Origin of the sequence: Microbacterium ureisolvens (genome assembly GCF_019511645.1) — a bacterium.
Lineage (GTDB): Bacteria > Actinomycetota > Actinomycetes > Actinomycetales > Microbacteriaceae > Microbacterium > Microbacterium ureisolvens_A.
In genome coordinates this window covers 17,826-44,032 of record NZ_JAEUAX010000010.1, presented here as the reverse complement: position 1 = coordinate 44,032, position 26,207 = coordinate 17,826, and the positions used below count along the sequence as shown (strand labels likewise).

The window sequence follows — 26,207 nt, the reverse complement described above, 5'->3', positions numbered from 1 at the left end:
GGAGGCGTGTTCAGCGTCGAACTGATCCCGGACGCCGAACTCGACCGCGCGGTCCGGGAGGACTGGGACCGGCTGCTGGGAGCGGATCTGCCCAGCTCGGGCCGCAATCCCGCGCCGAGCAACCGTCCGCACGTGACGCTGGCGGTGCGCGAGCGGCTCGAGCCCGCCGCCTTCGCCGGGCTGGCCGGCCTGCTCCCGGTCCCGCTGGAGCTCGGCGGCATCGTTCTCCTCGGCCACCGGGATCGGTATGTGCTGGCGCGGCATGTCGTCGTCAGCTCGCAGCTGCTCGCCGTCCACCGCGCGGTCGCCGAGATCGCCGGCCGGCCCGAGCCGCGCTACTCGACCACCGCGGTGGACCGGTGGACGCCTCACATCACGCTGGCGCGCGGGCTCACGGCCGTCCGGCTGGCGACGGCCCTGCGGCTCATCCGGGCGCCGCACATCGTGGGCGAGGCGACGGGTGCGCGGGTGTGGGATGCCGAGAGCCGGACGGTCACGACGCTCGCGTGAGCCGGATCAGTCGGCGAGGGCGAGCGCGCGGTACGGCTCACGCGGCGGGGCCGGCGGCTGCGGCATCCGTTGCGGCTGCTGCCTCGCCCGCATGGTCCGCAGGTAGAGCTCGTCGATGAGGGCGGTCGCGAGGCGGACCAGCTTGGCGATCTCGGCGTCGTCGCGGTCGACCCACGCGCAGCGCGGCTCGTCTCCCACGGGCACGAAGCCGTCGTGCTGCTCCCACGCGACCAGGGTGCGCTCGGCGCCCAGCACGTGCTGCTGCCACCAGACCTGGCGCAGGTACGAGCGCGGGATGCTGCGCCACGCCTTGTTCGTCGTCTTGATCTCCGAGAGGGTGATGCGTCCCGCCGCGTCGACCGCGATGCCGTCGGGCGTCGCGAGGTGGCGCTTCTCGACGACGGCGTGGAAGAGGGCGGACGATGGCTGGATGCCGTGCGTCGCGGCGACCCATGCCGCGATCTCGGGCTCGCGCGCGCGGCCGTGCGCCGTGTAGGCGTTGCCGGAGAAACCCGAGCCGAGGAGCTTCGCGTCCGCGGCGCGCACGATGGCTCTGTCGGAGGTGAGGGTCGCGACATCCGTCGCGGTGATGCCCCTCGAGCGAGCGCGCACCCAGGCGACCCGGTCGCGCGAGTCCGCGACGATGCGGGCGGCGACCTCCGGTGCCTGCGCCACGAGCCCGGACGGGCGCGCGGCAGAGGGAACGGGATTCACTCCTCGAGGCTACGCCGCCGACCCGACATCCGCCGCCTGCGACGCACCCTTGTGACGGCAGGGACGATGGCCCGCAGCATCCGTCCGCGCGGAACGTGCGTCTTCGCCGAGGCGACATGATCCGCGCGGGTGATCGTGTCGCCCCCGCGAGGTCGCACGATGTCGACGGGCCAGCCGACGGGCGCGAGGTTGACGCGCGTGGATCGGGTGCACTCGGCGAGAGCGCACGACCTCGACGCGACCGGTGGTGTGCGCAAGGGGGGTTGCGGTGAGCCGTGACGGTGGCATCCTCGGGGGCATGGACACCATCACTTCCGGCGAGTTCCGCGCGTTCCCGGGTGTCGAGGACTGGCATCCGCGGGTGACGGGGGCGTTCGCGCTGTTCCGCACCGGTACGTTCGCGGTGGGAGCGCAACTGTTCGGTGCGATCGCCGAGCTGGCGGAGGCCGCCGACCACCATCCCGATGTGGACGTGCGGTACTCGACGGTGCGCGTGCGGCTGATGACGCATTCGGCCGGCGGATTGACCCGGAAGGACGCCGCGCTCGCCGCGCAGATCTCGGACGCCGCGCGGGAACTGGACATCCCCGCCGACACGGGGCGCATGCTCGACGTGATGCTCGCCGTCGCCACGCCCGACCCCGGCGCGGTGGTGCCGTTCTGGAAGGCGGCGACCGGATTCGCCGAGGTGCGCGACGGCGTCCTGTTCGACAAGGACGGCCGCGGCCCGCTCATCTGGTTCCAGCCGGTCGACAAGCCGCTGCGCGGCCGGTCGCACCTGGATGTCAACGGGCCTCGGGACGTCATCGAGAAGCGGCTCGACGCAGCCCTCGCCGCGGGCGGCGTCATCGTCGACGACTCGCACGCGCCCGAGTGGTGGACGCTCGCCGACGCCGACGGGCACAAGGTCGACCTCTGCCCCTGGCGGCAGTGACGCCGACGGACGCCCGCCGGCCCCGATTTGGTGGTGGGCGCGGCATCCTTTACCCTGGATGAAGCCGAAGACCGCCGGTCATCGACGTGCGTGCGAACGCATGGAGATCGAAGCTCTGCAACGCAGGGGCCCGCGCAGGTGTCACGAACGATTCTCCTGATTCAGGAATCCTGCTCCGTGCGCTTGCGCCGGAGCTTTTTTGTTGCCGCGACGAGCAGATGAGCGGATGCCTTCAGCCGGCGCCCCGCCACCGCGGAGCGTCTCATTCACACAAGGAGTGGCCATGGCGCAGAAGGAAGCATCGGTCGCCGAGCTCACGAAGAACTTCGAGGACTCGACCGCCGTTCTGCTGACCGAGTACCGCGGTCTGACGGTTGCCCAGCTCAAGGAGCTGCGCAACAGCATCCGTCAGGACGCGGAATACGCCGTGGTGAAGAACACGCTGACCAAGATCGCCGCGAACAACGCGGGGATCACGTCGCTGGACGACGACCTCAAGGGTCCGTCGGCCATCGCATTCGTGCACGGTGACCCCGTCTCCGTCGCGAAGGGTCTCCGTGCCTTCGCCAAGGCACACCCTCTTCTCGTGATCAAGGGCGGTTTCTTCGACGGAAACCCCCTGAGCGCTGACGAGGTCAACAAGCTCGCCGACCTCGAGAGCCGTGAAGTCCTGCTGGCGAAGCTCGCCGGTGCGATGAAGGCCTCGATGACCAAGGCGGCATACGTCTTCAATGCGCTTCCGTCGAAGGCCGTCCGCACGGTCGACGCGCTGCGCGAGAAGCAGGAGTCCGCGGCCTGATAACGGCCTCGGCATAGCAAACCACTATCAAGGAGAAACATCATGGCAAAGCTCAGCACTGAGGAGCTGCTCGACGCGTTCAAGGAGCTCACGCTCATCGAGCTCAGCGAGTTCGTCAAGGCGTTCGAGGAGACCTTCGACGTCACCGCTGCCGCCCCCGTGGCCGTGGCCGCTGCCGGCGCTCCCGCCGGTGGTGCCCCCGCCGACGAGGTCGAGGAGAAGGACTCGTTCGACGTCGTCCTCGAGGCCGCCGGCGACAAGAAGATCCAGGTCATCAAGGTCGTCCGCGAGCTCACCTCGCTCGGCCTGGGTGAGGCGAAGGCCGTCGTCGACGGTGCTCCGAAGGCCGTCCTCGAGGGCGCCAACAAGGAGACCGCCGACAAGGCGAAGGCCGCTCTCGAAGAGGCCGGCGCGACGGTTACCCTCAAGTAATCCCGCGCTGCTTCTGCAGCGATTCCACGAAGGCCCCGGATGCTCGCATCCGGGGCCTTCGTCGTGCCTGGCGTCAGCCGTTGCCGAGCGGGCCGACGCCGATGACCGCGGAGGCTTCGTCGTCGACGGGTGCGGTGGAATTGCGCACCACGAGCGGCGAGGACTCGAACAGGCGGTGGGTGGGGGCTTCCGGGTCGTCGAGCTGCCACATGAGCAGCTGCACCGCGGCGCGCCCCTGCTGGTGGGGACGCTGCTGCAGTGTGGTGAGCGAGAACATGTCGGCGTACGCGTGGTCGTCGATGCCGACTACGCTGAGCCGCTCCGGAACGCGGATTCCGAGTCGGCGGGCGGCGATGATCGCCCCGACCGCGACCTCGTCGCATACCCCCACGATCGCCGTCGGCCGCGTGCGGCGATCGCCGAGGAGCTCGACGGCGGCTCCGTAGCCGCCGGGCATCGTCACCTCGGAGTGGACATGGCGAGCGGATGCCTCGAGCCCGGCCTCGCGCATCGCCGAGCGATAGCCGTCCAGGCGGCGGCCGTCGCCGAAGCTGGTGTGCCGCCCGTCGGGGTCGCCGCCGAGGAAGACGATCTCGCGATGCCCGAGGCACAGGAGGTGGTCCGTGGCGATGCGGGCGGCGGCCTCGTCGTCGATCGAGACCGCGTTGGTGCCGACATGGTGGCCGCCGACCGCCACCACCGGCTTGCCGAACGCGATGAGGCGCTCCAGTTCACGCGCGCTGGGTTCGATGCCGACCGCGATCAGGCCGTCGAACCTCTTGCGGGCGAGGAAGTGCTCGAACATCTCGCGGCGCGCGGCCGACTCGGGAGGCGCTCCGTAGAGCGCGAGGTCGTAGCGGCGTTCGAGCAGGGCATCCTGGATGCCCTCGAGCACCTGCGAGAAGAACCACCGGTCGAGGGAGGGGATGACGACCCCCACGGTCTGGGTCCGGCCGGTCACCAGGCTCACGGCGCTGGTGGTGGGGACGTAGCCCAGTGCAGCCGCGGCTTCCCTCACCCGCTGGCGGGTCGCGGCCGAGACGTAGCCCGAGCCCGTCAGCGCGCGCGAGGCCGTGGATTTCGACACGCCTGCCGCCCGCGCAACATCGGCGATGCCCGCCATCGGGTCCTCCTCGCGCTCCCGGGGACGCCGCCGTCGCCTGGGTTCTGGAACCGGTTCCAGGGGTCATTGTGCCGGGATCCTGTACCGGACGCCACCCCAGGCGCTGGTGTTTACCGAGTTGTGACCGCGGGTCATTGTGCGCTCTGGCGGCATCCCCTAGTTTGAGCATGGAATCGGTTCCCGATCTCACATGTGCGGAGCCCGAGAGGCGTGGCTCCGCGAACTCGAAGAGGAGGCAGACACATGACTGCACTGCGATCACGTCGTCGACACGGCTACATCGCGCTGGGACTGACGGCTGTCGCGGCACTCACACTCGCCGGCTGCGCCGAGGGCGGCGACGACGGCGGCGACAGCGGCTCGGTAGAAGGAGAGACCGTCGAGATCGCCGGCGGCATCACCGGCTCGGAGGCGGACAACCTCCAGAAGACCTTCGAGCAGTTCGAGGAAGACACCGGCATCACCGTCAACTACACCGGTGACAAGGGGTTCGAGGGCAACATCGTCACCAAGGTGGCAGGCGGATCCGCGCCCGACATCGCCATCGTGCCGCAACCGGGCCTCTTCCGCTCGCTCGTCGAGACCGGCGAGGTCAAGGAGGGCACGGCGGAGGTCGAGGCCAACGTGGACGAGTACTGGTCATCCATCTGGAAGGACACGGGCTCGGTGGACGGCACGTTCTACGCCGCGCCGATGCTGGCCAATCTGAAGGGCTACGTCTGGTACTCGCCGAAGAGCTTCGCCGAGTGGGGTGTGGAGCCGGCGACGACGTGGGACGAGCTCATCACGCTGACCGACACCATTCGCGAGAAGACCGGCGAGCCGCCGTGGTGCGCCGGATTCTTCTCGGAAGCCGCCTCCGGGTGGCCTGGGACGGACTGGGTGGAAGACCTCGTGCTACGTCAGGCCGGACCGGAGGTCTATGACAGCTGGGCAGCCGGAGACACGCCGTTCACCGACCCCGACATCGAGGCGGCATTCGACTCCGTGGGCGAGATCCTGCTCAATCCGGACTACGTCAATGCAGGGTTCGGCGACGTCAAGAGCATCAACTCGACGGCATTCGGTGATCCCATCGCTGCCGCTGTGGCCAACGGCACGTGCGCGCTGACCCACCAGGCATCCTTCCTCACGGCCAACTTCCTCACCGCGAAGACGGCAGACGGCGCGACGCCGGAGGTCGGCCCGGATGGCGACGTGTACGCCTTCTTGCTCCCCGGCCCGGAAGCAGGCGAGCTCGCGGTCGAAGGCGGCGGCGAACTGGTGACCGCGTTCTCGGATGATGCGGCAACGCAGCAGGTGCTGGAGTTCATGTCGACTCCGGAGTTCGCCGACGCGCGCGTGAAGCTCGGCGGTGCCATCTCGGCCAACACCGGCGCCGACCCGACGCTGGCATCGAGCGAGTTCCTGACGGAGGCGATGAAGATCGTGCAGGACCCGAACACGGTGTTCCGCTTCGACGCCTCCGACCTGATGCCGGCGACCGTCGGCTCGGGCTCGTTCTGGCGCGGCATGGTCGACTGGATCGACGGCAAGCCGACGCCGCAGGTCCTGAGCGACATCCAGGCGGGATATCAGGACTGATCCACCGCATCCCGGTGCCGGGTCCGCACGCTCCTCGTGCGGCCCCGGCATCGGGGCGATTCATCCGTCGACGTCGACGGGGGAAGGCCGAACATGTCTCAGACCACAACATCGGCGGCCGACGAGGCCCAGGGCACGCCTCCGCCTGAACGCGGAGGACGCAAGCCTCCATCGCGGCGGACGACGCGACTCGTCGTCACGATCGGGTTCATCCTGATCGCGGCGCTGATCGTCTTCCTCCTTCTGAGCCCTCCTAACCCGGACGCGCGGCCGGTCTCGCTCGGGTTCTCGTACAACTCGTTCTTCCAGTGGATCGGCAACATGGGGCCGATCGTTCAGATCCCCGTCATCCTGGTGATCTTCGCTGTGGTGGTCGGCATCCTCCTGGTCCTCATCGAGTACGCACCCCGCGCCGGCAAGGGCTACTTCTGGCTGCGGCTCATCTCGTGCTTCGCGATCCCGTTCCTCGCGTTCATGATGCTGCGGCCGTACCAGGGCGCGGTGGTCTACGTGATCGCGATCGCCCTCATCGCCGGCGGTCTGCTGTTCTGGGCCGACTACCGGGCGAGCCAGGGCGCCGGCTATCTGTATCAGCTGACGCTCTTCATGGCGCCCGCCGCCATCGCGATCCTCGTCGGCCTCGTCTACCCGAGCATCGCCACCATCATCCAGTCGTTCTTCGACAAGACCGGGGAGAACTTCGTCGGCCTGGAGAACTACGTATGGGCCTTCACGAACCCACAGGGGTTCTGGTCCATCATCAACACGCTCATCTGGGCGATCTTCGCACCGGTCTTCGCGACGGTCGTCGGCCTGGCGTACGCGGCCTTCATGGAGCGGGCGCGCGGTGAGCGGTTGCTGAAGCTGCTGGTGTTCATGCCGTTCGCGATCGCGCCGGTGAGCATCAGCCTCATCTGGAAGTTCGTCTACGACTACCGCCAGGGCGAGCAGATCGGAACCCTGAACGCGATCGTCGTGGCGTTCGGTGGTCAGCCCGTACCGTGGCTGGACATCTGGCCGCTGGTCAACACGTTCTGCCTGCTGTTCGCGTTCGTCTGGGCGCAGACCGGATTCGCGATGGTCGTGCTCTCGGCGGCGATGAAGGCAGTGCCGGTGGAGCAGCTGGAAGCGGCTCAGCTCGACGGCACTTCGGCCTGGCAGCGATTCATCAACGTGACGGTGCCCGGCATCCGCACGTCGATCATCGTCGTCCTCACGACCGTGACGATCGCCGCCCTGAAGCTGTACGACATCGTGGCGGTGATGACTGGCGGGCGGGCGAACTCCACGGTGCTCGGCTTCGAGATGGTCAACCAGCAGCAGCGGTTCCAGAGCTACGGTCACTCGGCGGCGCTCGCCGTACTGATCTTCGTGTTCGTGACGCCGCTGATCATCTACAACGTGTTGCAGCTGCGCAAGCAGAGGGAGGTGCGGTGATGACCGCCGTCGACTCCGAGACCACGCCGCAGAACACCAAAGCGGAGGCGCGCAGGGTCGCGCGCGAGACGCGTCGCAACGAGGCCCTGGCACACAAGCGGCTGACGTCGCCACTTGCCACCGTCTTCGCCGTCGCGATCGCGTTCCTGTGGACGATCCCGACGCTCGGCCTGCTGATCACGTCGTTCCGGCCGGGCGCCGACTCGGCGACGTCAGGCTGGTGGACCGTCTTCACCAACCCCGACTTCACACTGGGCAATTACCGGGACGCGCTGACGTCCGGCGGAACCGCCCTGACGCTCGGCGAGTCCTTCCTCAACTCGCTGGCGATCACTATCCCGGTGACGATCTTCGCCCTGGCCGTCGCATCGCTCGCCGCATACGCGTTCGCCTGGATGGACTTCAAGGGGCGCGGGTTCCTGTTCGTCGCAGTGTTCGCCCTCCAGATCGTCCCGATCCAGATGGCGCTCGTGCCGCTGTTGAGCCTGTTCTCGAGGGGTCTCGAGATCGGTGAGGTGCAGATCTTCCCGGGGCTCGAGATGCGCGAGGTCGATCACAGCTTCGCCACGGTGTGGATCGCCCACGTCATCTTTGCGATGCCGTTGGCGATCTTCCTCCTGCACAACTTCATCTCGGAGATCCCCTCCGATGTGATCGAGGCGGCTCGCGTGGATGGCGCCGGGCACGGGCAGATCTTCTTCCGAATCATCCTGCCGCTCGCGACTCCCGCGCTTGCGTCGTTCGCCATCCTCGAGTTCATCTGGGTGTGGAACGACCTGCTCGTGGCGACCATCTTCGCCCCGACGACATCGCTGCCGATGACCCAGACGCTGAACTCCTTGTCCGGTACCTGGGGAAACCAGTGGTTCCTCGTGTCGGCCGGGGCGTTCCTCGTGCTGTTCGTGCCGATCATCGTGTTCCTCGCCCTGCAGCGGTTCTTCGTGCGCGGACTCATGGCCGGCGCGACGAAGGGCTGACACAGCGGAAAGGATGCTGCGAGCATGCGTGAGACGCAGGCTCGCAGCATCCGTTTCTGCTGCCGCTCTCGATCCCCGCGTCAGTCCGTGCAGCCGAGCCGCGTCTGGATGGACTTCATGGCGTCGATCTCGGCGGTCTGACCGTTCTTGATCGCGGTTGCGACCTCGAGCGCGCGGGGGTCGGCGCCGAGCTCGAGGAGCGCCTCGGCCATGGGGATCGCGCCTTCGTGGTGGCGGATCATCAGCGCCAGGAACTGGCAGTCCGCCTGCTGACCCGTCGCCGCCTTCAGCGCGGCGATCTCGGCCGCCGAGGCCATGCCCATCGCCGCGTGTGCCTCTTCGTCGGTCATCGCATCAGCGGACGAGCCGCCATGCGCGTGCTCGGAGTCCGCGGCATCCATCCACTGCATCATGGGCCCGCCCGACTGGGGAAGACCCCACTGCACGAGCCAGTCGTACATCTCGCCGCGCTGGCCGGCCTGACCGGTGGCGATGTCGTAGGAGAGCACGCGCAGCTCTTCATCGTCGGTCTTGCGGTAGATCTCCATCGCCATCTCGATCGCCTGTGCGTGGTGCACCTGCATATCGCGGGAGAACCCGGCCTCAGGGGAGTCGGTGCCCGGGCTCGACACGGCGGCCTGCGTCCCGAAGGTCGAGAAGCGCCCCACCGCGAACGCGAGGCCCGCGATGAGGATGAGTGCGACGACGATGACGAACCATCGCCGCGAGCTCCCCGCCGAGGGCTCGTCGGCCATCCGCTGCCTACTTCTTGCCGGGGGCGTCGTACGCGCCGGTGCAGGCGGCGTTCGGCTCGGGCGCGTTGGTGCTCTTCCAGTACGCCTTGATGAACTCCTCGATGCGCTCGTCGTCGGCGGAGTCGACCTTCAGCTGGGCGTTCCACGCGCTGACGGCGATGGGAGTGTCCATGTCGTTGTAGGGCGAGAGGACCGTGTAGGTCGACGGCAGTTCGCCCTCGAGCTTGGCGATGTCGTCCTCCGAGACCTGCGCGGGGTCGTAGGTGACCCACACCGCGCCGTGCTCGAGCGCATGCACCGCATTCTCGTTCGGAACCGGCTCGGTGTACACACCGCAGTTGAGCCACATCGCGTTGTGGTCGCCGCCGGCCGGGGGAGTCTGGGCGTACTCGACGGTGCCCTCGACGTGGTTCGCCGTGTTCGTGAACGTCTCGACGCCCTCGATGCCGCTGCCGTCGCTGTCGCCGCGGGCGTACGACGGGGCCGGAGCCGGCGCGAACACGATCGATGCGACGATGGCCGCGACGACCAGGACGGCGGCCGTCGAGCCGACGATCCACCAGACCAGCTTGCTGCGCTTGCGCTTGGCCAGCTGCCGCTGATACTCGGCCAGCTTCTCCTGGCGCTTCTGCTCGCGCTGCTGCTTGACGGTGAGGTCGATCTTCGCCTGAGTCGCGGGGTTGCCGCTCTTGCGCTTCTCGTCGGATGTCGGGGTCATGCTCGTGATCTCTGCCAATCGATGCAACAGCGGTCTGGGCGCCCGGCGCGGACCGCCGGAAAGCGGATGACGGGTCGCCCTCATCCTATGCGAGCGCATGAGTCCGCCCCCTGGGAAGGAGCCGACAGCGGTCCGGGGTTTCGGGGGCGGGCCCGTCGTGGGATACCGCTTGCAGGCGGGGCGGGGGCATCCGTTATCATGGGTATTCGAATCGATTCGACCTTGCGTGGTCGATCGTGCAGGTCCGGTGCCGATCGGCAGCGCCGGACGACCCGCATCACTTCGACCCCCTGCGCACGCCTGACCGGCTCTGCCGGCGTCGACGCCGTTCCGCCTCGCCCGCCGCCCTGTCGAACCCCGCCACGAAACGAAGTCCACTGTTGCTCGACACCGCCTCCATCCCCACTCAGAAGCCCGACACCCGCCGGCCCGAAGCTCCCGCCGCCGCACCGAAGCCGCATCCGACCTCGACGGGCGCGATCCGCACCCTCGGCACCAATCCGGCCACTGCGCCGATCGTGCTGCACCCGGGCGACTCGATCCCGCATCGCCGCCGCGTCCTCTACATCGTGCTGCTCGGCGCGCTCACGGCGCTCGGCCCGTTCACGATCGACCTCTACCTGCCGGCGTTCCCGGTGCTCGAGGCGGATTTCCAGACCACCGCCGCGATGATCCAGCTGACCCTCACGGGCACGATGATCGGCTTCGCGCTGGGTCAGCTCATCGTCGGCCCGCTGAGCGACAAGGTCGGTCGACGCATCCCGCTGCTGTCGGTGACCGCACTGCACGTCGTGGCCAGCGTGGGGGCGGCGCTCGCGCCGACGCTCGAGCTGCTGTCGGTGGCTCGCGTGCTGCAGGGCGCCGGCGCCGCGGCCGGTGGAGTCGTCGCGGCCGCGATCGTGCGCGACCTCTTCGGGGGGCGCCGCCTGGTGGTCATGCTGTCCCGTCTCGCGCTCGTCTCGGGCGTCGCGCCGGTGCTCGCGCCTCTCGTCGGCTCGGCGCTTTTGGCCGTCATGCCGTGGCGCGGCGTCTTCGTGGTCCTCGCGGTGTACGGCGCGGTCATGCTCGTCGCGTCGATCGTGCTGCTCCCCGAGACGCTGCCGCCGGCTCGTCGCCACGACAAAGGCGCCACGACGGTCTGGCAGCGTTACCGCAGCGTCTTCAGCGACCGCGTCTTCATCGGCGTGCTCATCATCGGCGGCATGACGTTCTCGGGGCTGTTCTCGTACCTGTCGAGCTCGTCGTTCCTGTTCCAGCTCAGCTACGGCCTCAGCCCGCAGCAGTACGGACTGATGTTCGCGGTCAACTCGTTCGGCGTGGTCGCGGGTGTGCAGACCGCTTCGCGACTCGCCGCGCGGTTCGGCCCGCAGTGGGTCATGGCCTGGTCGACCGCGGTGCTCGTGGTCGCAGCATCCGCCATCATCCTCACCGACCAGCTCGGCCTGGGCCTGTGGGGCACGATCGTGCCGCTGTTCGTCTTCATGACCGCGTGCGGGTTCACGTTCCCCTGCGTTCAGGTGCTGGCGCTCGACCGCCACGGCAAGGCGGCCGGCACCGCGCAGTCGATCATCGGGGCGACGAACTTCGGCGTCGCGGGCCTCATCTCGCCGCTGGTGGGATGGATCGCGAAGGACGCCGGCATCACGGCCACGACGATGGCTGCGGTCATGGTCGGGTGCGCCGTCATCGGCGTGCTGGCGCTCTGGCTCGTCGTGCGCCCGCGCACCGTCGAGCGCCTCGCACCCTGATCCCGCGTCAGGCCTGCGCCCGCACCGGCTGCAGCCGGAAGAGGCGGACGGTGCGCCCGGACTCTCGCTCGTAGTTGCGGTAGCCCGGCCACTGGGCCTCGATCCGCGCCCACACCGCGTCACGCTCGGCGTCGGCGACCGGCGTTGCGCGTACCGGCATGCGGCGACCACGCACGGTGATCGCCGCATCGGGATGTGCGAGCAGATTGGCGGTCCACGCGGGATGGCGGGCGCCGGCGAAGTTCGTCCCGGCGACGATCGCGCGGCCGCTCCCGTCGGGCGTGTACATCAAGGGCACGTCCCGGGGCTCGCCGGACTTCGCTCCGACCGTGTGCAGCACGAGCGACGGGACCAGCAGCGCGCTGACCTGGACGCGCCCGCGCGACAGCCACGCGACGAGCCGCTCGACCGGCGGCAGGAACACGGGGCCGATCACGCGCCGGAACACTCTGGTGCGCGTGAGCGGCGCGATGAGGCTGCGCACCGCGTCGACGACCGCTGCCATCGATACCTCCTCGTCATCGCGATGAGACCGCACACTAGCAGCGGCGCCCACCGCATCGCGGTGCTTTCCCGAGGTTTCTCGACCCGGCCCGGGTCACCGGCCGCGGCGATCGGATGGGCGCTCGACGAGCGCTGGCGACGATCGAGCATCGGGGGGCGCTGTGTCAAGAGGTGGCACAGACGCGATCGGCGGGCAGAATGGGGCGATGACGACAGTTCAGCGTCGGGTCGCGATGCCGGTCATCGCGTACCTCGCGGTCGGATCCGGCCTCGTGGTGTTCTCGTGCCTGCTGGGCTGGTGGATCTTCGCGCGCGGCGAGGAGCCGTTCGCGATCGACACCGCGTGGAACCTGTTCGTCGCCCAGTTGTGGAATCCCGTTCTCACCGGCTTCTCGCACGTCATGGATTTCGTCGGCGGCGGATGGTTCAGCGTGATCGTCGTGCCGATCGGCGGCGCGATCGCGCTCGTCGTGCTGCGGCGGCCGTGGGCCGCCGCGTACTTCCTCGCCGCTGAGGCCGCTTCGGCGGGGGGAGTGCAGGTGCTCAAGCATCTCTTCGGCCGCGTTCGTCCCGAGGACATCATCGTGCTCTCCGACTACGGCTCATACCCGTCCGGGCATGTCGCCAACGCGGCCACGATCGCGGTCGCCGCGGTCGTGATCTTCCCGCGGGTGTGGGTGGCGATCGTGGGCGCCGCGTGGGTCGTGCTGATGGCGTTCAGCCGCACCTACCTGCACGCGCACTGGCTGAGCGACACCCTCGGCGGCGCGCTCCTCGGCGCGGGCGTGGCGCTGCTGGTGGCGGCGGCGTTCGCCGTGCCGATGGCGCGGGAGGGAACGGATGCTCCGGCTCGACGCCGGTCGTTAGGCTGAGCGCATGACTGCCTCAGCGCCCGAAGAGTCCGCGCAGACCGATCCGGCGCTCGTCGCAGCTGAGGCGGAACTCGCCAGACTGCGCGCCGAGGCCGAGGCTGCCGAGGCGCAGCTCAAGGCCGCCCAGGCGAAGGCGGCGCTCGCTGCCGCCGAGGCCGCCGCCGCGAAGGCCAGGGCTGCCGGTGGCCACGTGCCCGACGCATCCTCATCTGAGGACCGGAGCCGAAGCGAGGAGGTCTCCGGCGAGGTCGCTCCTCAACCTGGCGCGGAGCCTCAATCGAGGACGGAGCAGACTCCGGGCGTGGAGGGCCAGGGGCCCGCGCGAGCGCCCCTCTCGGATTCAGCGACGCAGGAACAGAGTCCGAGCGGATCGACCACGCAGGAGACCCACGACGGCCCTCTCACCGAACAGGAAGTGCAGAGGGTCGCGTCGGGTTACGCATTCGAAGGCGCGACCCTGGATCTCGGCGCCCTCCTCAACGGCGACCCGGTGGCGTCGGCGCAGATCCGCATCCCGCTGCCGATGATGAACCGCCACGGACTCGTCGCCGGCGCGACCGGAACCGGCAAGACGCGCACCCTGCAGGGTCTCGCCGAGCAGCTCGCGGCGAAGGGCGTGCCCGTGTTCGCGGCCGACATCAAGGGCGACCTGTCGGGCGTCGCGACGCAGGGCGAGCCGAGCGAGAAGCTGCTCGCGCGCACGCGGGCGATCGGCCAGGACTGGAAGCCCGAGGCCTCCGTCACGGAGTACTTCGCGCTCGGCGGCGTCGGCAAGGGGGTGCCGGTGCGGGCGACCGTGTCGGGCTTCGGTCCGCTGCTGCTGAGCAAGGTGCTCGGTCTGAACGACACACAGGAATCGAGCCTCGGCCTCGTGTTCCACTACGCCGACGCCAACGGCCTCGCGCTCGTCGACCTGTCGGACCTGCGCGCCGTGCTCACCCACCTCACGAGCGACGAGGGCAAGGCCGAACTCAAGGCGCTCGGCGGGTTGTCGGCGGCGACGGTGGGGGTGATCCTGCGCGAGCTCATCACCTTCGCGGACGCCGGAGCCGACGTGTTCTTCGGCGAGCCCGAGTTCGACGTGGCGGATTTCATCCGCACGGCACCCGACGGTCGCGGGGTCATCAGCCTGCTCGAGGTGCCGGGGGTCATCGACAAGCCCGCGCTGTTCTCGACGTTCCTGATGTACCTGCTGGCCGAGCTCTTCGAGATCCTCCCCGAGGTCGGCGACGCCGACAAGCCGAAGCTCGTCTTCTTCTTCGACGAGGCGCACCTGCTCTTCAAGGATGCCTCGAAGGACTTCCTCGCGGCGATCGTGCAGACGGTGCGACTCATCCGCTCGAAGGGCGTCGGCGTCTTCTTCGTGACGCAGACCCCCAAGGACGTGCCGTCGGACGTGCTCGCGCAGCTCGGCTCGCGCGTGCAGCACGCGCTGCGCGCCTTCACGCCCGACGACGCGAAGGCGCTGCGGGCGACGGTCGGAACGTATCCGAGATCGGGCTACGACCTGGAGCGCGTGCTGCAAGAGCTCGGTACCGGGGAGGCGATCGTCACCGTGATGAGCGAGAAGGGCGCGCCGACACCGGTGGCATGGACGCGACTACGCGCGCCGCAGGGACTCATGTCGCCCACGCCCGAGCCGGCGATCGTCGCGGCCGTCAACGCGTCGCCGCTGCTCGCGAAGTACGGCACGGCGATCGACCGCGAGTCGGCGCGCGAGATCCTCACGGCGAAGATGAGGGCCGCCGACGATGCCGCCGCAGCCGAGGACGCCGCTCTCGCGAAGGCCAAGGCCGACGCCGAGTACGCCAAGCAGAAGGCCGCCATCGACCAGCAGCAGGCCGCGGCCGACAAGGCGAACGCGGCGGCCGAGAAGAAGGCGCAGCAGGAGTACGAGCGGCTCCTCAAGAAGACGGCGGGCACGACCCGCACGTCGCGGTCGGCCCGGACGTCGCCGATCGAGCAGATTCTCAACTCGAAGTCGACGGAGGCGATACTGGGTGGGGTGATCCGCGGGATCTTCGGCACCGGCAAGCGCTGACGCATCCCGGCCCGGCGGGTCGCTCCCGATCCGAAAGGTCTCGCGTGCGCCGCAGAGCAGTCGTCTTCGTCGCGCTCGCGCTCGCCCTTCTGACGGCCGCCGTAGGCATCTGGCTGGCGGTCGCCGCAGCGGCACGGGACACGGATGCTGCGCCCCCGGTGTCGGTCTCGCCTTCCGCGTCGGCCGCCCCGGTGACGGCCGACGACTACTGCTACGTCGAGGCGATGATCTACTACCGGGTCAAGGAGCAGGAGCTCGCGGAGACCCTGCTGCGCAAGCAGGGGATCGAGGCCGGTGCGAGCGGGTTCGCCACCGGGATCGCCGCGCGCGACGAGGACGAGCTCGAAGACCTCCGGGCGTGGTACCTGTCGTGGGCCGATGCGCGTCCGGCGGAGCCGCCGACGGACGGCCCATGCGGCGGGCACGGCTCCGATCACGCCCAGATGCCCGGCATGCCGTCGTGGAGTGCGCTGCAGGGATTCGCCGCCGCGGAACATCCCGACGCCGAGAAGCGCTTCGCCGAGATCCTGCATGCGCAGAACGCCGGGATGATCGCCCTGGTGACGCTCATCCTCGAGGGCGATCCGCACCCCGCGGTGGCGGAGTCCGCAGAAGCGGTGCTCCAGCAGGCCGAGGCCGACCAGGAGACGCTGCAGGGCATTATCGACGCCGTGCCCTGACCGCTCGTGCGCGGGTGGATGCCGCGACCCGCGGCATCCGTGTTCCCCCTCCGTCGACAGGTCATCCGGGCCTCTGCATGACCGGGGAACGCCTTCCGGTCCTGTGCAAGCCTGGTTGACCTGTTGAAGCGGTGGGGAGGAGGAGTCACCAGCCGCTCAGCGAGCCCACCGGCGCGAGAGCGCGCGCGGCATCGCGGAGGGCGCCGACGTGGCGGGCTGCCACGGAGAGGCGTGAGATCGACGTCGACAGCGTCAGCGCACCCACGGGGCGTGCCGCCTCGTCGTGGATCGGCACCGCGAGGCAGCCGCGATCCGAGGTGAGGAGCGCGACCTGCTCGGTGTAGCCGCGGACCGCGTACGCCTCGTTGATCGCGCGCACCTCGTCGGGTGCCGGATCGATGCGCCAGTTCGGCGCCTGCGGAAGCCGCCGCTCGGGATGCGCCACGAGCCAGAGGTGGCCGATCGCCGAGCGTGTGGGGTCGGCGAGGAGGGCGTCGCGGTCGGAGAGCGGACGCGACTCGTCCTCGTCGAGGACCATCAGACCCGAGCGGTGGAAGGCGAACAGGTGCACGGCCTCGCCGGTGTCGTGGCGCAGCCGATCGACCAGCGCGGCGTGCGCCGGGCGGGTGCGTGCGCCCACGATCGCCGCGAGCTCGAGCACACGCGTGCCGAGGAGGAACCCCGAGAAGTCGCTGCGGCGCACAAGGTATTCGTCGCGTACCAGCGAGTTGACCACGCGGTACACCGTCGCGCGGGGTGCGCCGACGGCGCGGGCGATCTCGGCCGCGGAGGCGCCGCGGTCGTCGCGCGCGACCTGCTCGAGGATCTCGAGGGCCAGGCCCAGACCTTTCTCCGGCAGGCGGATGTCGCCCGGGGCGCCGGCGCCGCTCACGTCCGCGCCGGCCCGTCGATGCAGTCGGCATCGGTCGGCCAGTCGTGCACGCCGATGCGTGCCGCCACGCGCGGATGCCGCGCGATGCGAACGGACCCGGCGACCACGACCGCGGCCAGGACGCCCACGGCCCACAGCAGACCCGCCGGATTGTCGCGCAGCGTCGCAGCGAGGTAGAAGCCGAGCACGCACAGCAGTCCGGCGAGGGGGAGGACGGTCAGCACGACCGCCCGGGCGGTGAGCTCGCCGATCCGCGCGAGGAACACCGGGGCCGCCGCGCACACCAACGCGTAGGCCAGGACGAAACCGAGGATGGAGGCGGGCGAGGTGACGATGCGCATGTCCTGGCGGCTGCCTCCCCACGCGAGGATCGCGACGGGCACCAGGGCGACCGCGGAAGCGAGCAGCACGCCGCCGAGCGCCGGCACCCCGCGACGAGACACACGCCCGAACACCGCGGGCATGAGTCCCTCGCGGCTCATCGCGAACGCCAGTCTCGTCGCGGCGTTGGTCATCGCGAGAGCGCAGGCGAGGAACGAGATGGCGACGATCACGTCGATGAGGCCGGCAAGACCCGTGACGGACGCGAGGGATGCCGCGCCCGGTCGCTCCGCCACGATCGACAGCTGCGCGGCGGTGCCTACGAGCATCACGAGCCCCGTCGCGCCGACGCTCACCATGATCGCGCGCGGCACGGCGGCGAACGGGCGCCGCGTCTCGGGGCCGAGCGCGGCGCCGCTCTCGAACCCGACGAAACCGATCAGCGCGAAGGCGACACCGGTGATGATCGCCTCCAGCGATACTTCGGACGCGCGCGGGATGAGCAGACCCACGTCCCAGCTGGTGAGGCTGAGCGCGGCGACCGACAGACCCAGCACGGTGATCACGGCGATCGACTCGAGTATGAGCAGCACGCGTGTCGACATGCGCAATCCCCGGGCGACGACGGTGGCGATGACCGCACCGAAGCCTGCGATGAGGGCGATCACGAGCCACGGAGGAGCATCGCCCCCGCTCATGATGCTCGCGAGTCGCGTCGACCCCGAAGCGAGCGTATTCATCGCCACGGCGAGGTAGCCGACGCCGAGCGCCGCGCCGGTGAGGAGACCGACGTGGGGGCCGAGGCCCCGCACGGCGAACGTGTAGAGGGAGCCGGTGCTGGAGATACGGCGCGCGAACATGCCGATCACGAGACCGACGCCGACGACGAGGGTGATGGTGATCGCGATGTCGAGGAAGGCGAAGGAGCCGCTGCGGGCGAAGGCGGCGGCGGGGTGGATCAGCAGCACGCCCGCCGGCGCGGTGGCCGCGACGGACTGCGCGACCACATCGATCGTGTGGGCATGGCGTCGGTGGAGCCCCGCGAACGGAGAGCTGGTGCCGAGGTCGTTGCGGGGGCGGGCCCGCTCGATCGCGTTCGCGAGTGCACTGCTCACGCGTCCTCCTCGCTCCCGGCGCACACTGCCGTACGACTGGCGGTGACGCTACTGCCTGCGCGTTGCCGGGAACGACGGGGCATGTTTCGGCCGCGTGACGTGCCCTGAGATCGGAACGCCTTGCGCGCTCGCCGTCGTCTCACGAGGTTTTCGCCGGGCGTTCGCGGCCCCGAATCATCGGGAAACGGCGGCGTCGAAGAATCGGCCCCGATGCGGGTGCGAGCCGCGTCTTCGCCGTCGAAAGGACTCCTGTGACCGAACAACAGCTCTCCACCGAGGGGGACTCGCCGCCCTCGGACCCGCGGCCCTCGAGGCGGAGCCGCTTCCTCACGCCCCGCACGCTCGGGATCGGCTCCGCGCTCGCCGCGACCGCCGCGGCCGTCGCCCTGGTCTTCGCGACGCAGACCGCCGTGCAGGCGACCTCGTCGCCCGAGACGCCCACGTCCACCCCGATCGCCGCCGACAGCACAGACGAGGACGCACCGGAGAAGGCGACCGAGGTTCCGAAGCCGACCACCGTGGCCGCCGCGTACGACGGGTTGACCGGCGAAGAGGTCGAGTACGTCCGCTTCGTGGGCGCCCAGGATGCCGCCTTCGCCGCCGGCAAGGACCTGTTCGGCGAGCCCGGCCTGCAGTTCCTCTCGACCGACGTCGCCGACCCGCAGGCATACTCGGACGGGCACCGCCGGCTGCTCTCGCTGTACTACGACTACGCCACCGACGAGACGGTCAGCATGATCGTCAACGTGACCAACGGCGCCGTCGAGTCGGTCGACCGCGCGTCGGGCACCCAGCCTGCTCCGACCGATGCCGAGACATCGTTCGCGTGGGAGCTGCTGCTCGCCGACGACGCGGCGCAGCCCGTGGTCGACGAGTTCGCCGCGCTCACCGGCGGCTCGGTGCTGACGCCGGCGTCGGCCGAGGTGCTGCTGACCGCCCACTCGTTCGTGACGGATGCCGGATCCTTCGGCGCCGAATCCTGCGGCGTCGACCGATGCGTGCAGGTGCTCGCCCAGGTCGACGGCGGCGCCTTCCTCACCACCAGCACATACGTCGTCAACCTGTCGACGCGTGCCGTCCTGACCATCTCATGACCATGGAGACACTCCCGATGAAACGAACCTCCCTCCGCCGGATGCTCGGCGCGGGCACTGCGATGGCCCTCCTCGCGGGCGGCCTCGTGCTTTCCGCGCCGGCCGCCGCATCCGCGCAGACCGTCACCGAGGCATCCTGCTCCGGCGAATCCCTCGTCTCGGAGACGCTCGAGTCCGGCTCGAGCTGGCAGATGTGCTGGCGTCTCGACACCTACCGCGGCCTCGTGCTCGACAAGATCGCGTACCAGCCGCGCGACGATGCTGCGCCGATCCTCGTGCTGGACTCGATCGCGCTCGCCCAGCTCAACGTGCCCTATGACACGGGCGCCACGGAGTACAACGACGTCACCACCTACCAGGTCGGCGGCCGCCGGCTGCAGGCCATCGCGGCGGTCGACTGCCCGGTCGGCGAGGTCTTCAGCGCGTGGGTCGACGCGACGCGCGGCACGATCCCCGCGCTCTGCATCGGCGAAGAGGACTCGGGCCTCGCGTACCGCTCGAACATCAACAACGACGCGCTCTACGCGGCGCAGGGCACCGACCTCGTGCTGCACACGGTCTCGCGCATCGGCTGGTACGAGTACCAGACGGAGTACCGGTTCCACGACGACGGCGAGATCTCGGTGCGCCTCGGCGCGACCGGCGACCTGTCGCCCAACGACTACGTGAACGTCGTCAACCAGGGCTGGCCGATCGCGCCGGGCCAGGAGGACTTCGCCGTCAACCACTACCACTCCGCATTCTGGCGCGTCGACTTCGGCATCGACTCGGGTGCGAACCAGGTGGTCGAGAAGTTCGCCACGACGCCGACGGGCGAGTACGGCACGACCGGCGACACCGGCCACACCGCGATCCTGGAGACGCAGCTCAGCCAGATCACGAACGAGACGAAGACGATGGGGTCCAACCGCGAGGCCTACCGGGTCGTGAACCCGGACAGCCTCAACGCGGACGGCCACGCCCGCTCGTACGAGATCATCGTGCCGCGCGACCAGGCGTACAACCTCAACCCCGAGACTGACTTCGACATCGCGTTCACGTCGGCCAAGTCGGACGAGATCCACGCCAGCCACAACCTGATCCCGTCGAAGGCGGGTCAGATGGTCACGGACTACATCGCCGATGCCGAGTCGCTCGAGGACCCGGTGGCGTGGGTGAACGTCGGCTTCCACCACATCAACCGCGACGAGGACCAGAGCCCAATGCCGATCCACTGGCAGGGCTTCACGCTCTACCCGCGCGACTTCGCCGCGCAGAACCCCAACATCCCCGAAGGCCGCAAGTGGGTCAACGGCGACATGCGGGGTGTTCCTAACCCGAACATCACCCCGACGCCGACCGCGTCGCCCACGCCCACCCCGACGACCGAGCCTACGGGTGAGCCGACACCCACCGTGACGCCGACCGCCCCGGGCAACGGCAACGGGAACGGCAACGGGAGTGGGAACGGCAACGGCAACGGCAATGGGAATGGGAACGGCAACGGGAACGCGGCCGCGCCGGCCGCAGCCTCGGTGACGTTCGGGTCGGACGAGGTCGCGCCGGGCGCCGCGCAGACGGCCACCGCCGACGGCTTCGCTCCCGGTGAGACCGTGAGCGCCGTGATGCACTCCGATCCGGTCGACGTCGGCACCTTCGTGGCAGACAGCGAGGGCGTCGTGAGCGCGCAGTTCATCGTCCCGTCGGGCACGCCGGCCGGCGAGCACACGCTGGTGCTGACCGGTCAGACCTCCTCGGCGGTCGCGCAGGGCACCTTCACCGTGGCGTCCGCGTCGCCCGCGGCGGTGTTCGGCGCTCTCGCGACCACGGGCACCGACGCTAATCGCTGGGCGCTCTCGGGGCTCGTGCTCCTGGTCGCCGGTGCGGGCCTCGCCGGCACCTCGTGGTACTTGCGGCGTCAGCAGGGCGCGAAGGCTCACGCCTGACCCGCTCCCGCGGGGCGGCGCCTGGCGCCGTCCCGCGGGACCCTTCCTCGGCCCCACCCGCCGGGGGCGCGGCATCCGATCCGAAAGGAGAATTGATGCGCAATCGCATCGCCGCACTCGGCGTCGCGCTGGCCGTGTCGACCGTGGCCGTCGCCGGCACCGCGGTCGCACTCGGGCTGACGACCGCGAAGGACTCGGTTCCGCAGGCGGCAGCTTCAGGAGCGATGACGGATGCCGCCACCGCCGCCTACCCGACCCTCGAGGACCACTGCTACATCGAGGGCATGATCCCGCACCACGAGCAGGCGCTCGAGCTCAGCGGCCTCGTGCTGGGCGCCGCCGGTGTTCGCGAGCGCACCCGCGCGCTCGCCGAGTTCATCGTCGCCGACCAGACCGCCGAGATCGACACGATGCGGGCGTGGCAGAGCGCGTGGCGCGGCGCCATCCCGGCCGAGGGCACTGCCGGCGCCCATCAGGGTCACGGCGGTTCGCCGGCCGTTGTCGGCGCGATCGCGACCGGCTGCGGCGATCATCCGCACACCCGGATGAAGGGCATGGCGACCGCCGAGCAGCTCGCCGCGCTCGACGCCGCCGATGGAGTCGACGCCGATCGGATGTTCCTCGAGCTGATGATCGCGCATCACGACGGTGCGCTCGAAATGGCCGAGAGCGCCGTGCGGGAAGGATCGAACGCATTCGTCCGCACCTCCGGCAAGCACGTGCTCGTGGAGCAGCAGCGTGAGATCGACGCCATGACGGCGCTCCTCGCCCAGGTGCCGTGACCCCCGTCGCCAGCCCGGCTCGGCGGCCTGCCGCGGCGGAAAGCCGCAAGCGCAGCACGCTCGTGTGGATCGCTGCGGTCCTGGCTCCGGTTGCCGGCGCCCTGCTGATCGCGGCGGCGTTCGGCGTCGCCACGGTGCGCAACGACTCGATGAGCCCGACCCTCCACAGCGGGGACACCGTCGTGTTCGACCGCTGGAGCACGCCCGTGCGCGGCGACGTGGTGCTGCTCGTCGACCGCGAGGGCTGGTCGGGCACGGCGGACACGCTGCTCGTGAAGCGGGTCGTCGGTGTCGCCGGAGACGTCGTGGCCTGCTGCGAGGCCGGCAGCGGCCGCCTGCTCGTGAACGGCGGCCCGCTCGACGAGCCGTATGCGACCGAGGAGCGCCCGGGCGGCGACATCCCGTTCCGGGTCACCGTGCCCGAAGGCGCGGTGTGGGTCATGGGCGACAACCGCGCGGAGTCGGCCGACTCGCGCCTCTCGGTGTCCGGACCCGGCCGCGGTGCGGTGGCGCTCGAGGCGCTGCGCGGCACCGTGCGGCTCTGGTGGGGAGGCTGACGCGCTGCGGATCCCTCGGCCCCACAGGTCAACCGGGGTCGCACCGGAGAGCTGAGCGGATTCGTCCTGCACAAGCGCGGTTGACCTGTTGAAACCGGTGCGGGATCGGAAGACCTGTTGAAACCGGTGAGGGACCGGAAGACCGGTTGAAACCGGTGCGGCAACGGAAGACCGACGGTAGGGGGCGACCCTCGGGAGCCGCGCGAGGCATAGCCTGGAGGCATGGCGACGAAGCCTCCGACCGCCGACATCGACGAGACGCGAGTGCACGCGACACGGCCGAAGAAGGTCGCGGTGGGCGTGCCGGCAGTGCTGCATGCGCTCGAGATCGCCAACGCGCAGATGGGTGTGACGCGTTCGGTGCAGACGCTCCTGCGCGTGAACCAGAAGGACGGCTTCGACTGCCCCGGCTGCGCGTGGCCCGAGGAGGACAAGCGTCACGTCGCCGAGTTCTGCGAGAACGGGGCCAAGGCGGTGGCCGAAGAGGCGACGCTGCGCCGCGTTGGACCGGAGTTCTTCGCCGCGCACTCGCTGGACGACCTGCGCGCGCACGACGACTGGTGGCTCGGGCAGCAGGGGCGGCTCACCCATCCGATGGTGCTCGATGAGGGCGCGACCCACTACCGCCCGATCTCGTGGGACGACGCGCTGCGGCTCGTCGCCGACGAGCTGCGATCGCTCGATGACCCGGACGAGGCGGTCTTCTACACGTCGGGTCGCACCTCGAACGAGGCCGCATTCCTGTACCAGTTGCTCGTACGGGGCTTCGGTACGAACAACCTCCCGGACTGCTCCAACATGTGCCACGAGTCCAGCGGCTCGGCGCTCACCGAGACCATCGGCATCGGCAAGGGCACCGTCTCGATCGAGGACGTCCACGAGGCCGACCTGCTGATCGTCGCGGGGCAGAATCCCGGAAGCAACCACCCGCGCATGCTGTCGGCGCTCGAGAAGGCGAAGCAGCGCGGTGCCACCATCATCGCGGTGAATCCGCTCCCCGAGCCTGGGTTGATGCGGTTCGAGAACCCGCAGACGGTGCGTGGCGTGGCGTTCGGCGGCACGAAGCTCGCCGACGAGTTCGTGCAGATCCGCCTCGGCGGCGATCAGGCGCTGTTCCAGGCGATCGGCAAGCACCTGCTCGAGGCCGAGGAGGCCGAAGGCGGCGTGCTCGACCACGCGTTCATCGCGGAGCACACCAGCGGCTTCGACGCCTATCGGCAGGCGATGACGGATGCCCCGTGGCGTGAGTTCGTGGCCGCCACCGGGCTTCCCGAGAAGGCGCTGCGCCGGGTGGGCGAGGCGGTGCGCACGTCGAAGGCCACCATCGTCTGCTGGGCGATGGGACTGACCCAGCACAAGCACTCGGTGCCGATGCTGCGCGACGTCGTGAACATGCTGCTGCTGCAGGGCAACATCGGGCGGAGCGGCGCAGGCCTCTGCCCGGTGCGCGGGCACTCGAACGTGCAGGGCGACCGCACGGTGGGCATCTACGAGAAGCCGTCGTCGAACTTCCTCGATGCGCTCGACGCCGAGTTCGGGTTCGCCGCGCCACGCGAGCACGGGTACAACACGGTCCAGGCGATCCGGGCGATGCGCGACGGCCGTGTGCGGTTCTTCATGAGCATGGGCGGAAACTACGTCGCCGCAACGCCTGACACCGCGGTCGTGGAGGCGGGCATGGCACAGGTCGGGCTCACCGCGCACGTGTCGACGAAGCTGAACCGGTCGCACGTGGTGACGGGGCGTCGCGCGCTCATCCTGCCGACCCTCGGCCGCACCGACCGCGACCGTCGCGGCGCACGCGAGCAGCGCGTCACCGTGGAGGACTCGATGGGCGCCGTGCACGCGTCGCGTGGCCGGCTCGCCCCGCCGTCGGAGGAGCTCCTCAGCGAAGTCGCCATCGTCGCGCGGTTGTGCGCACTCCTCTTCGGGTCGCAGGGCGACTCCCCGCCAGACGCGCCGCCCCAGCACGTCGGCGACCACGACCTCGGATACCCCGAGCGCACCGCGTCCGAGGAGGCCGACGGTGCCGACCACCCGGCCGACCACAGGGTCCCTGAGCGTGTGGAAGGGCCGTCCAACGTCCCTCATGCCGACTGGGCGGCGCTCGAGGCCGACTATGCGCTCATCCGCTCGCACATCGAGCGGGTCGTGCCGGGCTTCGACGACTACGAGGAGCGCATCGACAAGGGGCGCACGCTGCACCTGCCGAACGGTCCACGCGATGCCCGGCGCTTCGCGACCGTCGACGGCAAGGCGCGGTTCACCGCCAACCCGCTCGAGTACCCGGTGATCCCGCGGGGTCGGCTGCTGCTGCAGACGCTGCGCTCGCACGACCAGTACAACACCACGATCTACGGCAAGGACGACCGGTACCGCGGCATCCACGACGGGCGACGCGTCGTGCTCGTGAACACCAAGGACATCCAGGCTCTCGGGTTCGCCGAGGACGAGATCGTCGACCTGGTGTCGGAGTGGACCCGTCCGGACGGCACGATCGAGGAGCGCCGCGCCGAGGAGTTCCGGATCGTCGCCTACAACACGCCCAAGGGCAACGCCGCCGCCTATTACCCGGAGACGAACGTGCTCGTGCCGCTCGACTCCGTCGCCGACATCTCGGGCACGCCCACCTCGAAGGCCGTGATCGTCCGTCTCGAGCACCGCGCCTGAGCCGGGCGTGCGCGCCTAGGCTGGGTGCATGACCCGAGCCGCTGTCGTCACCGTGTCGGACCGCTCGGCCGGAGGGTTGCGGACCGATGAGAGCGGACCCATCGCCGTCGCGGCGCTCCGCGAGGCCGGCTTCGACTGCGCTGACGCGGTCGTCGTCCCCGACGGCGCCGACAGCGTCGAGCGCGCCCTCACCGCGGAGGTCGTCGCGGGGGTCAAGCTCATCGTCACCACCGGCGGCACGGGCGTCTCTCCCCGCGATCAGACCCCGGAGGGCACCGCGCGCGTCGTGACGCGCCAGATCCCCGGCATCTCCGAGGAGCTCCGCCGCCGCGGCGCCGCCGAGAAGCCGGCGGGCATGCTCACGCGCGGCATCGCCGGCGTCGTCGACCCGCACGGGGTGCTCGTCGTGAACCTTCCGGGATCCCCCGCAGGCGTGGCGTCCGGCATGCCGGTGGTGGTGTCCGTCGCCCGCCACGTGCTCGACCAGCTCGGCGGGAGCGACCACTGATGGCCGTCTCGACCGGCGGGGTGCGCGTCGCGGCGATCAGCGCGCAGCCTCTCGACCTCGACGCGCACCTGCGCGCGGTGGACGACCCCCACATGGGCGCGGTCACCACGTTCGTGGGGCGCGTGCGCGATCACGATCCGGATGCTGCGACCGCGGTCGTCGGTCTCGAATACTCCGCCCACCCCGACGCCGAACACACCCTCGCCCGGCTCGCCTCGGCGGCCATCGGAACGACCGGCGCCCTTGTCGCGGTCTCGCACCGCGTCGGCACGCTGCACGTGGGTGATGCGGCCGTCGTGATCGCGGTCGCCTCTGCACACCGCGCGGAGGCCTTCGAGGTCTGCCGCACCCTCATCGAGACGATCAAGACCGACCTGCCGGTGTGGAAGCGCCAGCTCGAATCCGACGGCACCGCCACCTGGCTCGGCCTCGGCGGCTGACGCTCGCCCGTTGCCCCGCGCAGAACCGGTGATCTGCGCGGACACCCCTCGCGGCAGCATCCGTTCCCGGCGCGT

Annotated in this window: 25 protein-coding genes; 18 read left to right on the top strand and 7 right to left on the bottom strand. The window is 70.0% G+C overall.

From position 1 onward, the window contains the following. Positions 1-6: 6 nt before the first annotated feature. A complete protein-coding gene (locus JNB61_RS15705) occupies positions 7-510 on the top strand; it encodes a 2'-5' RNA ligase family protein (protein ID WP_308289214.1) in 504 nt (167 codons plus the stop codon). A 6-nt stretch (positions 511-516) separates the two neighbouring features. Here the strand turns inward: JNB61_RS15705 and JNB61_RS15700 are convergent, their stop codons facing one another. Continuing rightward, positions 517-1,224, bottom strand: coding sequence for a YqaJ viral recombinase family protein (locus JNB61_RS15700; protein WP_308289213.1), 708 nt, complete (start codon positions 1,222-1,224; stop codon positions 517-519). A gap of 298 nt (positions 1,225-1,522) precedes the next feature. Here JNB61_RS15700 and JNB61_RS15695 point away from each other — a divergent pair, with 298 nt between their 5' ends. The 3 genes from JNB61_RS15695 (at position 1,523) to rplL (ending at position 3,389) form a co-directional block, all read left to right on the top strand. Then, positions 1,523-2,158: a VOC family protein gene (locus JNB61_RS15695; protein ID WP_220290700.1), complete on the top strand. Its 636-nt coding sequence runs from the start codon at positions 1,523-1,525 to the stop codon at positions 2,156-2,158. 283 nt (positions 2,159-2,441) lie between these two features. Further along, positions 2,442-2,957, top strand: coding sequence for a 50S ribosomal protein L10 (rplJ, locus tag JNB61_RS15690; protein WP_109211493.1), 516 nt, complete (start codon positions 2,442-2,444; stop codon positions 2,955-2,957). A 42-nt stretch (positions 2,958-2,999) separates the two neighbouring features. Then, entirely contained in the window at positions 3,000-3,389 is a 390-nt protein-coding gene (rplL, locus tag JNB61_RS15685) for a 50S ribosomal protein L7/L12 (protein WP_159842404.1), read from the top strand. A gap of 73 nt (positions 3,390-3,462) precedes the next feature. Here the strand turns inward: rplL and JNB61_RS15680 are convergent, their stop codons facing one another. Further along, positions 3,463-4,512, bottom strand: a complete 1,050-nt coding sequence (locus JNB61_RS15680; RefSeq protein ID WP_220340223.1) for a LacI family DNA-binding transcriptional regulator — start codon at positions 4,510-4,512, stop codon at positions 3,463-3,465. 243 nt (positions 4,513-4,755) lie between these two features. Here JNB61_RS15680 and JNB61_RS15675 point away from each other — a divergent pair, with 243 nt between their 5' ends. The 3 genes from JNB61_RS15675 to JNB61_RS15665 all read left to right on the top strand — a co-directional run bounded on the left by JNB61_RS15675 (position 4,756) and on the right by JNB61_RS15665 (position 8,510). Continuing rightward, complete coding sequence (locus JNB61_RS15675; protein WP_220290696.1) at positions 4,756-6,096, top strand: ABC transporter substrate-binding protein; 1,341 nt, start codon at positions 4,756-4,758, stop codon at positions 6,094-6,096. A 93-nt stretch (positions 6,097-6,189) separates the two neighbouring features. Next, complete coding sequence (locus JNB61_RS15670) at positions 6,190-7,533, top strand: carbohydrate ABC transporter permease (RefSeq protein ID WP_220290694.1); 1,344 nt, start codon at positions 6,190-6,192, stop codon at positions 7,531-7,533. Next, positions 7,533-8,510, top strand: coding sequence for a carbohydrate ABC transporter permease (locus JNB61_RS15665; RefSeq protein ID WP_220290692.1), 978 nt, complete (start codon positions 7,533-7,535; stop codon positions 8,508-8,510). Before JNB61_RS15670 ends, JNB61_RS15665 begins: the two co-directional genes overlap by 1 nt. 80 nt (positions 8,511-8,590) lie before the next feature. On the opposite strand, the gene JNB61_RS15660 is transcribed toward JNB61_RS15665, so the two are convergent. Next, positions 8,591-9,265, bottom strand: a complete 675-nt coding sequence (locus tag JNB61_RS15660) for a DUF305 domain-containing protein (RefSeq protein WP_220340222.1) — start codon at positions 9,263-9,265, stop codon at positions 8,591-8,593. Positions 9,266-9,272: 7 nt separating this feature from the next. Then, the gene (locus JNB61_RS15655; RefSeq protein ID WP_220290688.1) at positions 9,273-9,983 is read right to left on the bottom strand and encodes a DUF3105 domain-containing protein; all 711 of its coding nucleotides are present in this window, start codon (positions 9,981-9,983) and stop codon (positions 9,273-9,275) included. A 380-nt stretch (positions 9,984-10,363) separates the two neighbouring features. On the opposite strand from JNB61_RS15655, the gene JNB61_RS15650 reads away from it, so the two are divergent. Continuing rightward, entirely contained in the window at positions 10,364-11,731 is a 1,368-nt protein-coding gene (locus JNB61_RS15650; RefSeq protein WP_220290686.1) for a multidrug effflux MFS transporter, read from the top strand. A 7-nt stretch (positions 11,732-11,738) separates the two neighbouring features. Here JNB61_RS15650 and JNB61_RS15645 read toward each other — a convergent pair whose 3' ends face one another. After that, positions 11,739-12,236 carry a nitroreductase family deazaflavin-dependent oxidoreductase gene (locus JNB61_RS15645; RefSeq protein WP_159842418.1) on the bottom strand — a complete coding sequence of 166 codons (498 nt, stop codon included), beginning with the start codon at positions 12,234-12,236 and terminating at the stop codon, positions 11,739-11,741. A 205-nt stretch (positions 12,237-12,441) separates the two neighbouring features. Between JNB61_RS15645 and JNB61_RS15640 the strand changes: the two genes are divergently transcribed. Genes JNB61_RS15640 through JNB61_RS15630 form a run of 3 tightly spaced genes read left to right on the top strand, consistent with a single transcriptional unit; the run spans position 12,442 to position 15,828 of the window. Continuing rightward, positions 12,442-13,107: a phosphatase PAP2 family protein gene (locus tag JNB61_RS15640; protein WP_220290683.1), complete on the top strand. Its 666-nt coding sequence runs from the start codon at positions 12,442-12,444 to the stop codon at positions 13,105-13,107. Between the two features lie 4 nt (positions 13,108-13,111). Continuing rightward, on the top strand, positions 13,112-15,148 hold the full coding sequence (locus JNB61_RS15635) for a helicase HerA-like domain-containing protein (RefSeq protein ID WP_220340221.1): 2,037 nt from the start codon (positions 13,112-13,114) through the stop codon (positions 15,146-15,148). A 44-nt stretch (positions 15,149-15,192) separates the two neighbouring features. Beyond that, positions 15,193-15,828 (top strand): DUF305 domain-containing protein, encoded by a 636-nt coding sequence (locus JNB61_RS15630; RefSeq protein WP_220340220.1) that lies wholly within the window; start codon positions 15,193-15,195, stop codon positions 15,826-15,828. Between the two features lie 145 nt (positions 15,829-15,973). Here JNB61_RS15630 and JNB61_RS15625 read toward each other — a convergent pair whose 3' ends face one another. Both JNB61_RS15625 and JNB61_RS15620 read right to left on the bottom strand, forming a co-directional pair. Further along, positions 15,974-16,720, bottom strand: a complete 747-nt coding sequence (locus tag JNB61_RS15625; RefSeq protein WP_220290677.1) for an IclR family transcriptional regulator — start codon at positions 16,718-16,720, stop codon at positions 15,974-15,976. After that, positions 16,717-18,156: an APC family permease gene (locus JNB61_RS15620; protein ID WP_220340218.1), complete on the bottom strand. Its 1,440-nt coding sequence runs from the start codon at positions 18,154-18,156 to the stop codon at positions 16,717-16,719. Before JNB61_RS15620 ends, JNB61_RS15625 begins: the two co-directional genes overlap by 4 nt. A gap of 251 nt (positions 18,157-18,407) precedes the next feature. Between JNB61_RS15620 and JNB61_RS15615 the strand changes: the two genes are divergently transcribed. The 7 genes from JNB61_RS15615 (at position 18,408) to JNB61_RS15585 (ending at position 26,132) form a co-directional block, all read left to right on the top strand. Continuing rightward, a complete protein-coding gene (locus JNB61_RS15615) occupies positions 18,408-19,250 on the top strand; it encodes a hypothetical protein (RefSeq protein ID WP_220340216.1) in 843 nt (280 codons plus the stop codon). A gap of 17 nt (positions 19,251-19,267) precedes the next feature. Beyond that, on the top strand, positions 19,268-21,175 hold the full coding sequence (locus JNB61_RS15610) for a copper amine oxidase (protein ID WP_220290671.1): 1,908 nt from the start codon (positions 19,268-19,270) through the stop codon (positions 21,173-21,175). A 95-nt stretch (positions 21,176-21,270) separates the two neighbouring features. Next, on the top strand, positions 21,271-21,957 hold the full coding sequence (locus JNB61_RS15605; RefSeq protein ID WP_220340214.1) for a DUF305 domain-containing protein: 687 nt from the start codon (positions 21,271-21,273) through the stop codon (positions 21,955-21,957). Beyond that, on the top strand, positions 21,954-22,514 hold the full coding sequence (gene lepB, locus JNB61_RS15600; RefSeq protein WP_220340213.1) for a signal peptidase I: 561 nt from the start codon (positions 21,954-21,956) through the stop codon (positions 22,512-22,514). Before JNB61_RS15605 ends, lepB begins: the two co-directional genes overlap by 4 nt. A gap of 222 nt (positions 22,515-22,736) precedes the next feature. Continuing rightward, complete coding sequence (locus JNB61_RS15595; RefSeq protein WP_220340212.1) at positions 22,737-25,184, top strand: FdhF/YdeP family oxidoreductase; 2,448 nt, start codon at positions 22,737-22,739, stop codon at positions 25,182-25,184. A gap of 28 nt (positions 25,185-25,212) precedes the next feature. Continuing rightward, a complete protein-coding gene (locus JNB61_RS15590) occupies positions 25,213-25,692 on the top strand; it encodes a MogA/MoaB family molybdenum cofactor biosynthesis protein (RefSeq protein WP_220340210.1) in 480 nt (159 codons plus the stop codon). Further along, a complete protein-coding gene (locus JNB61_RS15585) occupies positions 25,692-26,132 on the top strand; it encodes a molybdenum cofactor biosynthesis protein MoaE (RefSeq protein WP_220340208.1) in 441 nt (146 codons plus the stop codon). Before JNB61_RS15590 ends, JNB61_RS15585 begins: the two co-directional genes overlap by 1 nt. The last annotated feature ends 75 nt before the right edge of the window (positions 26,133-26,207 follow it).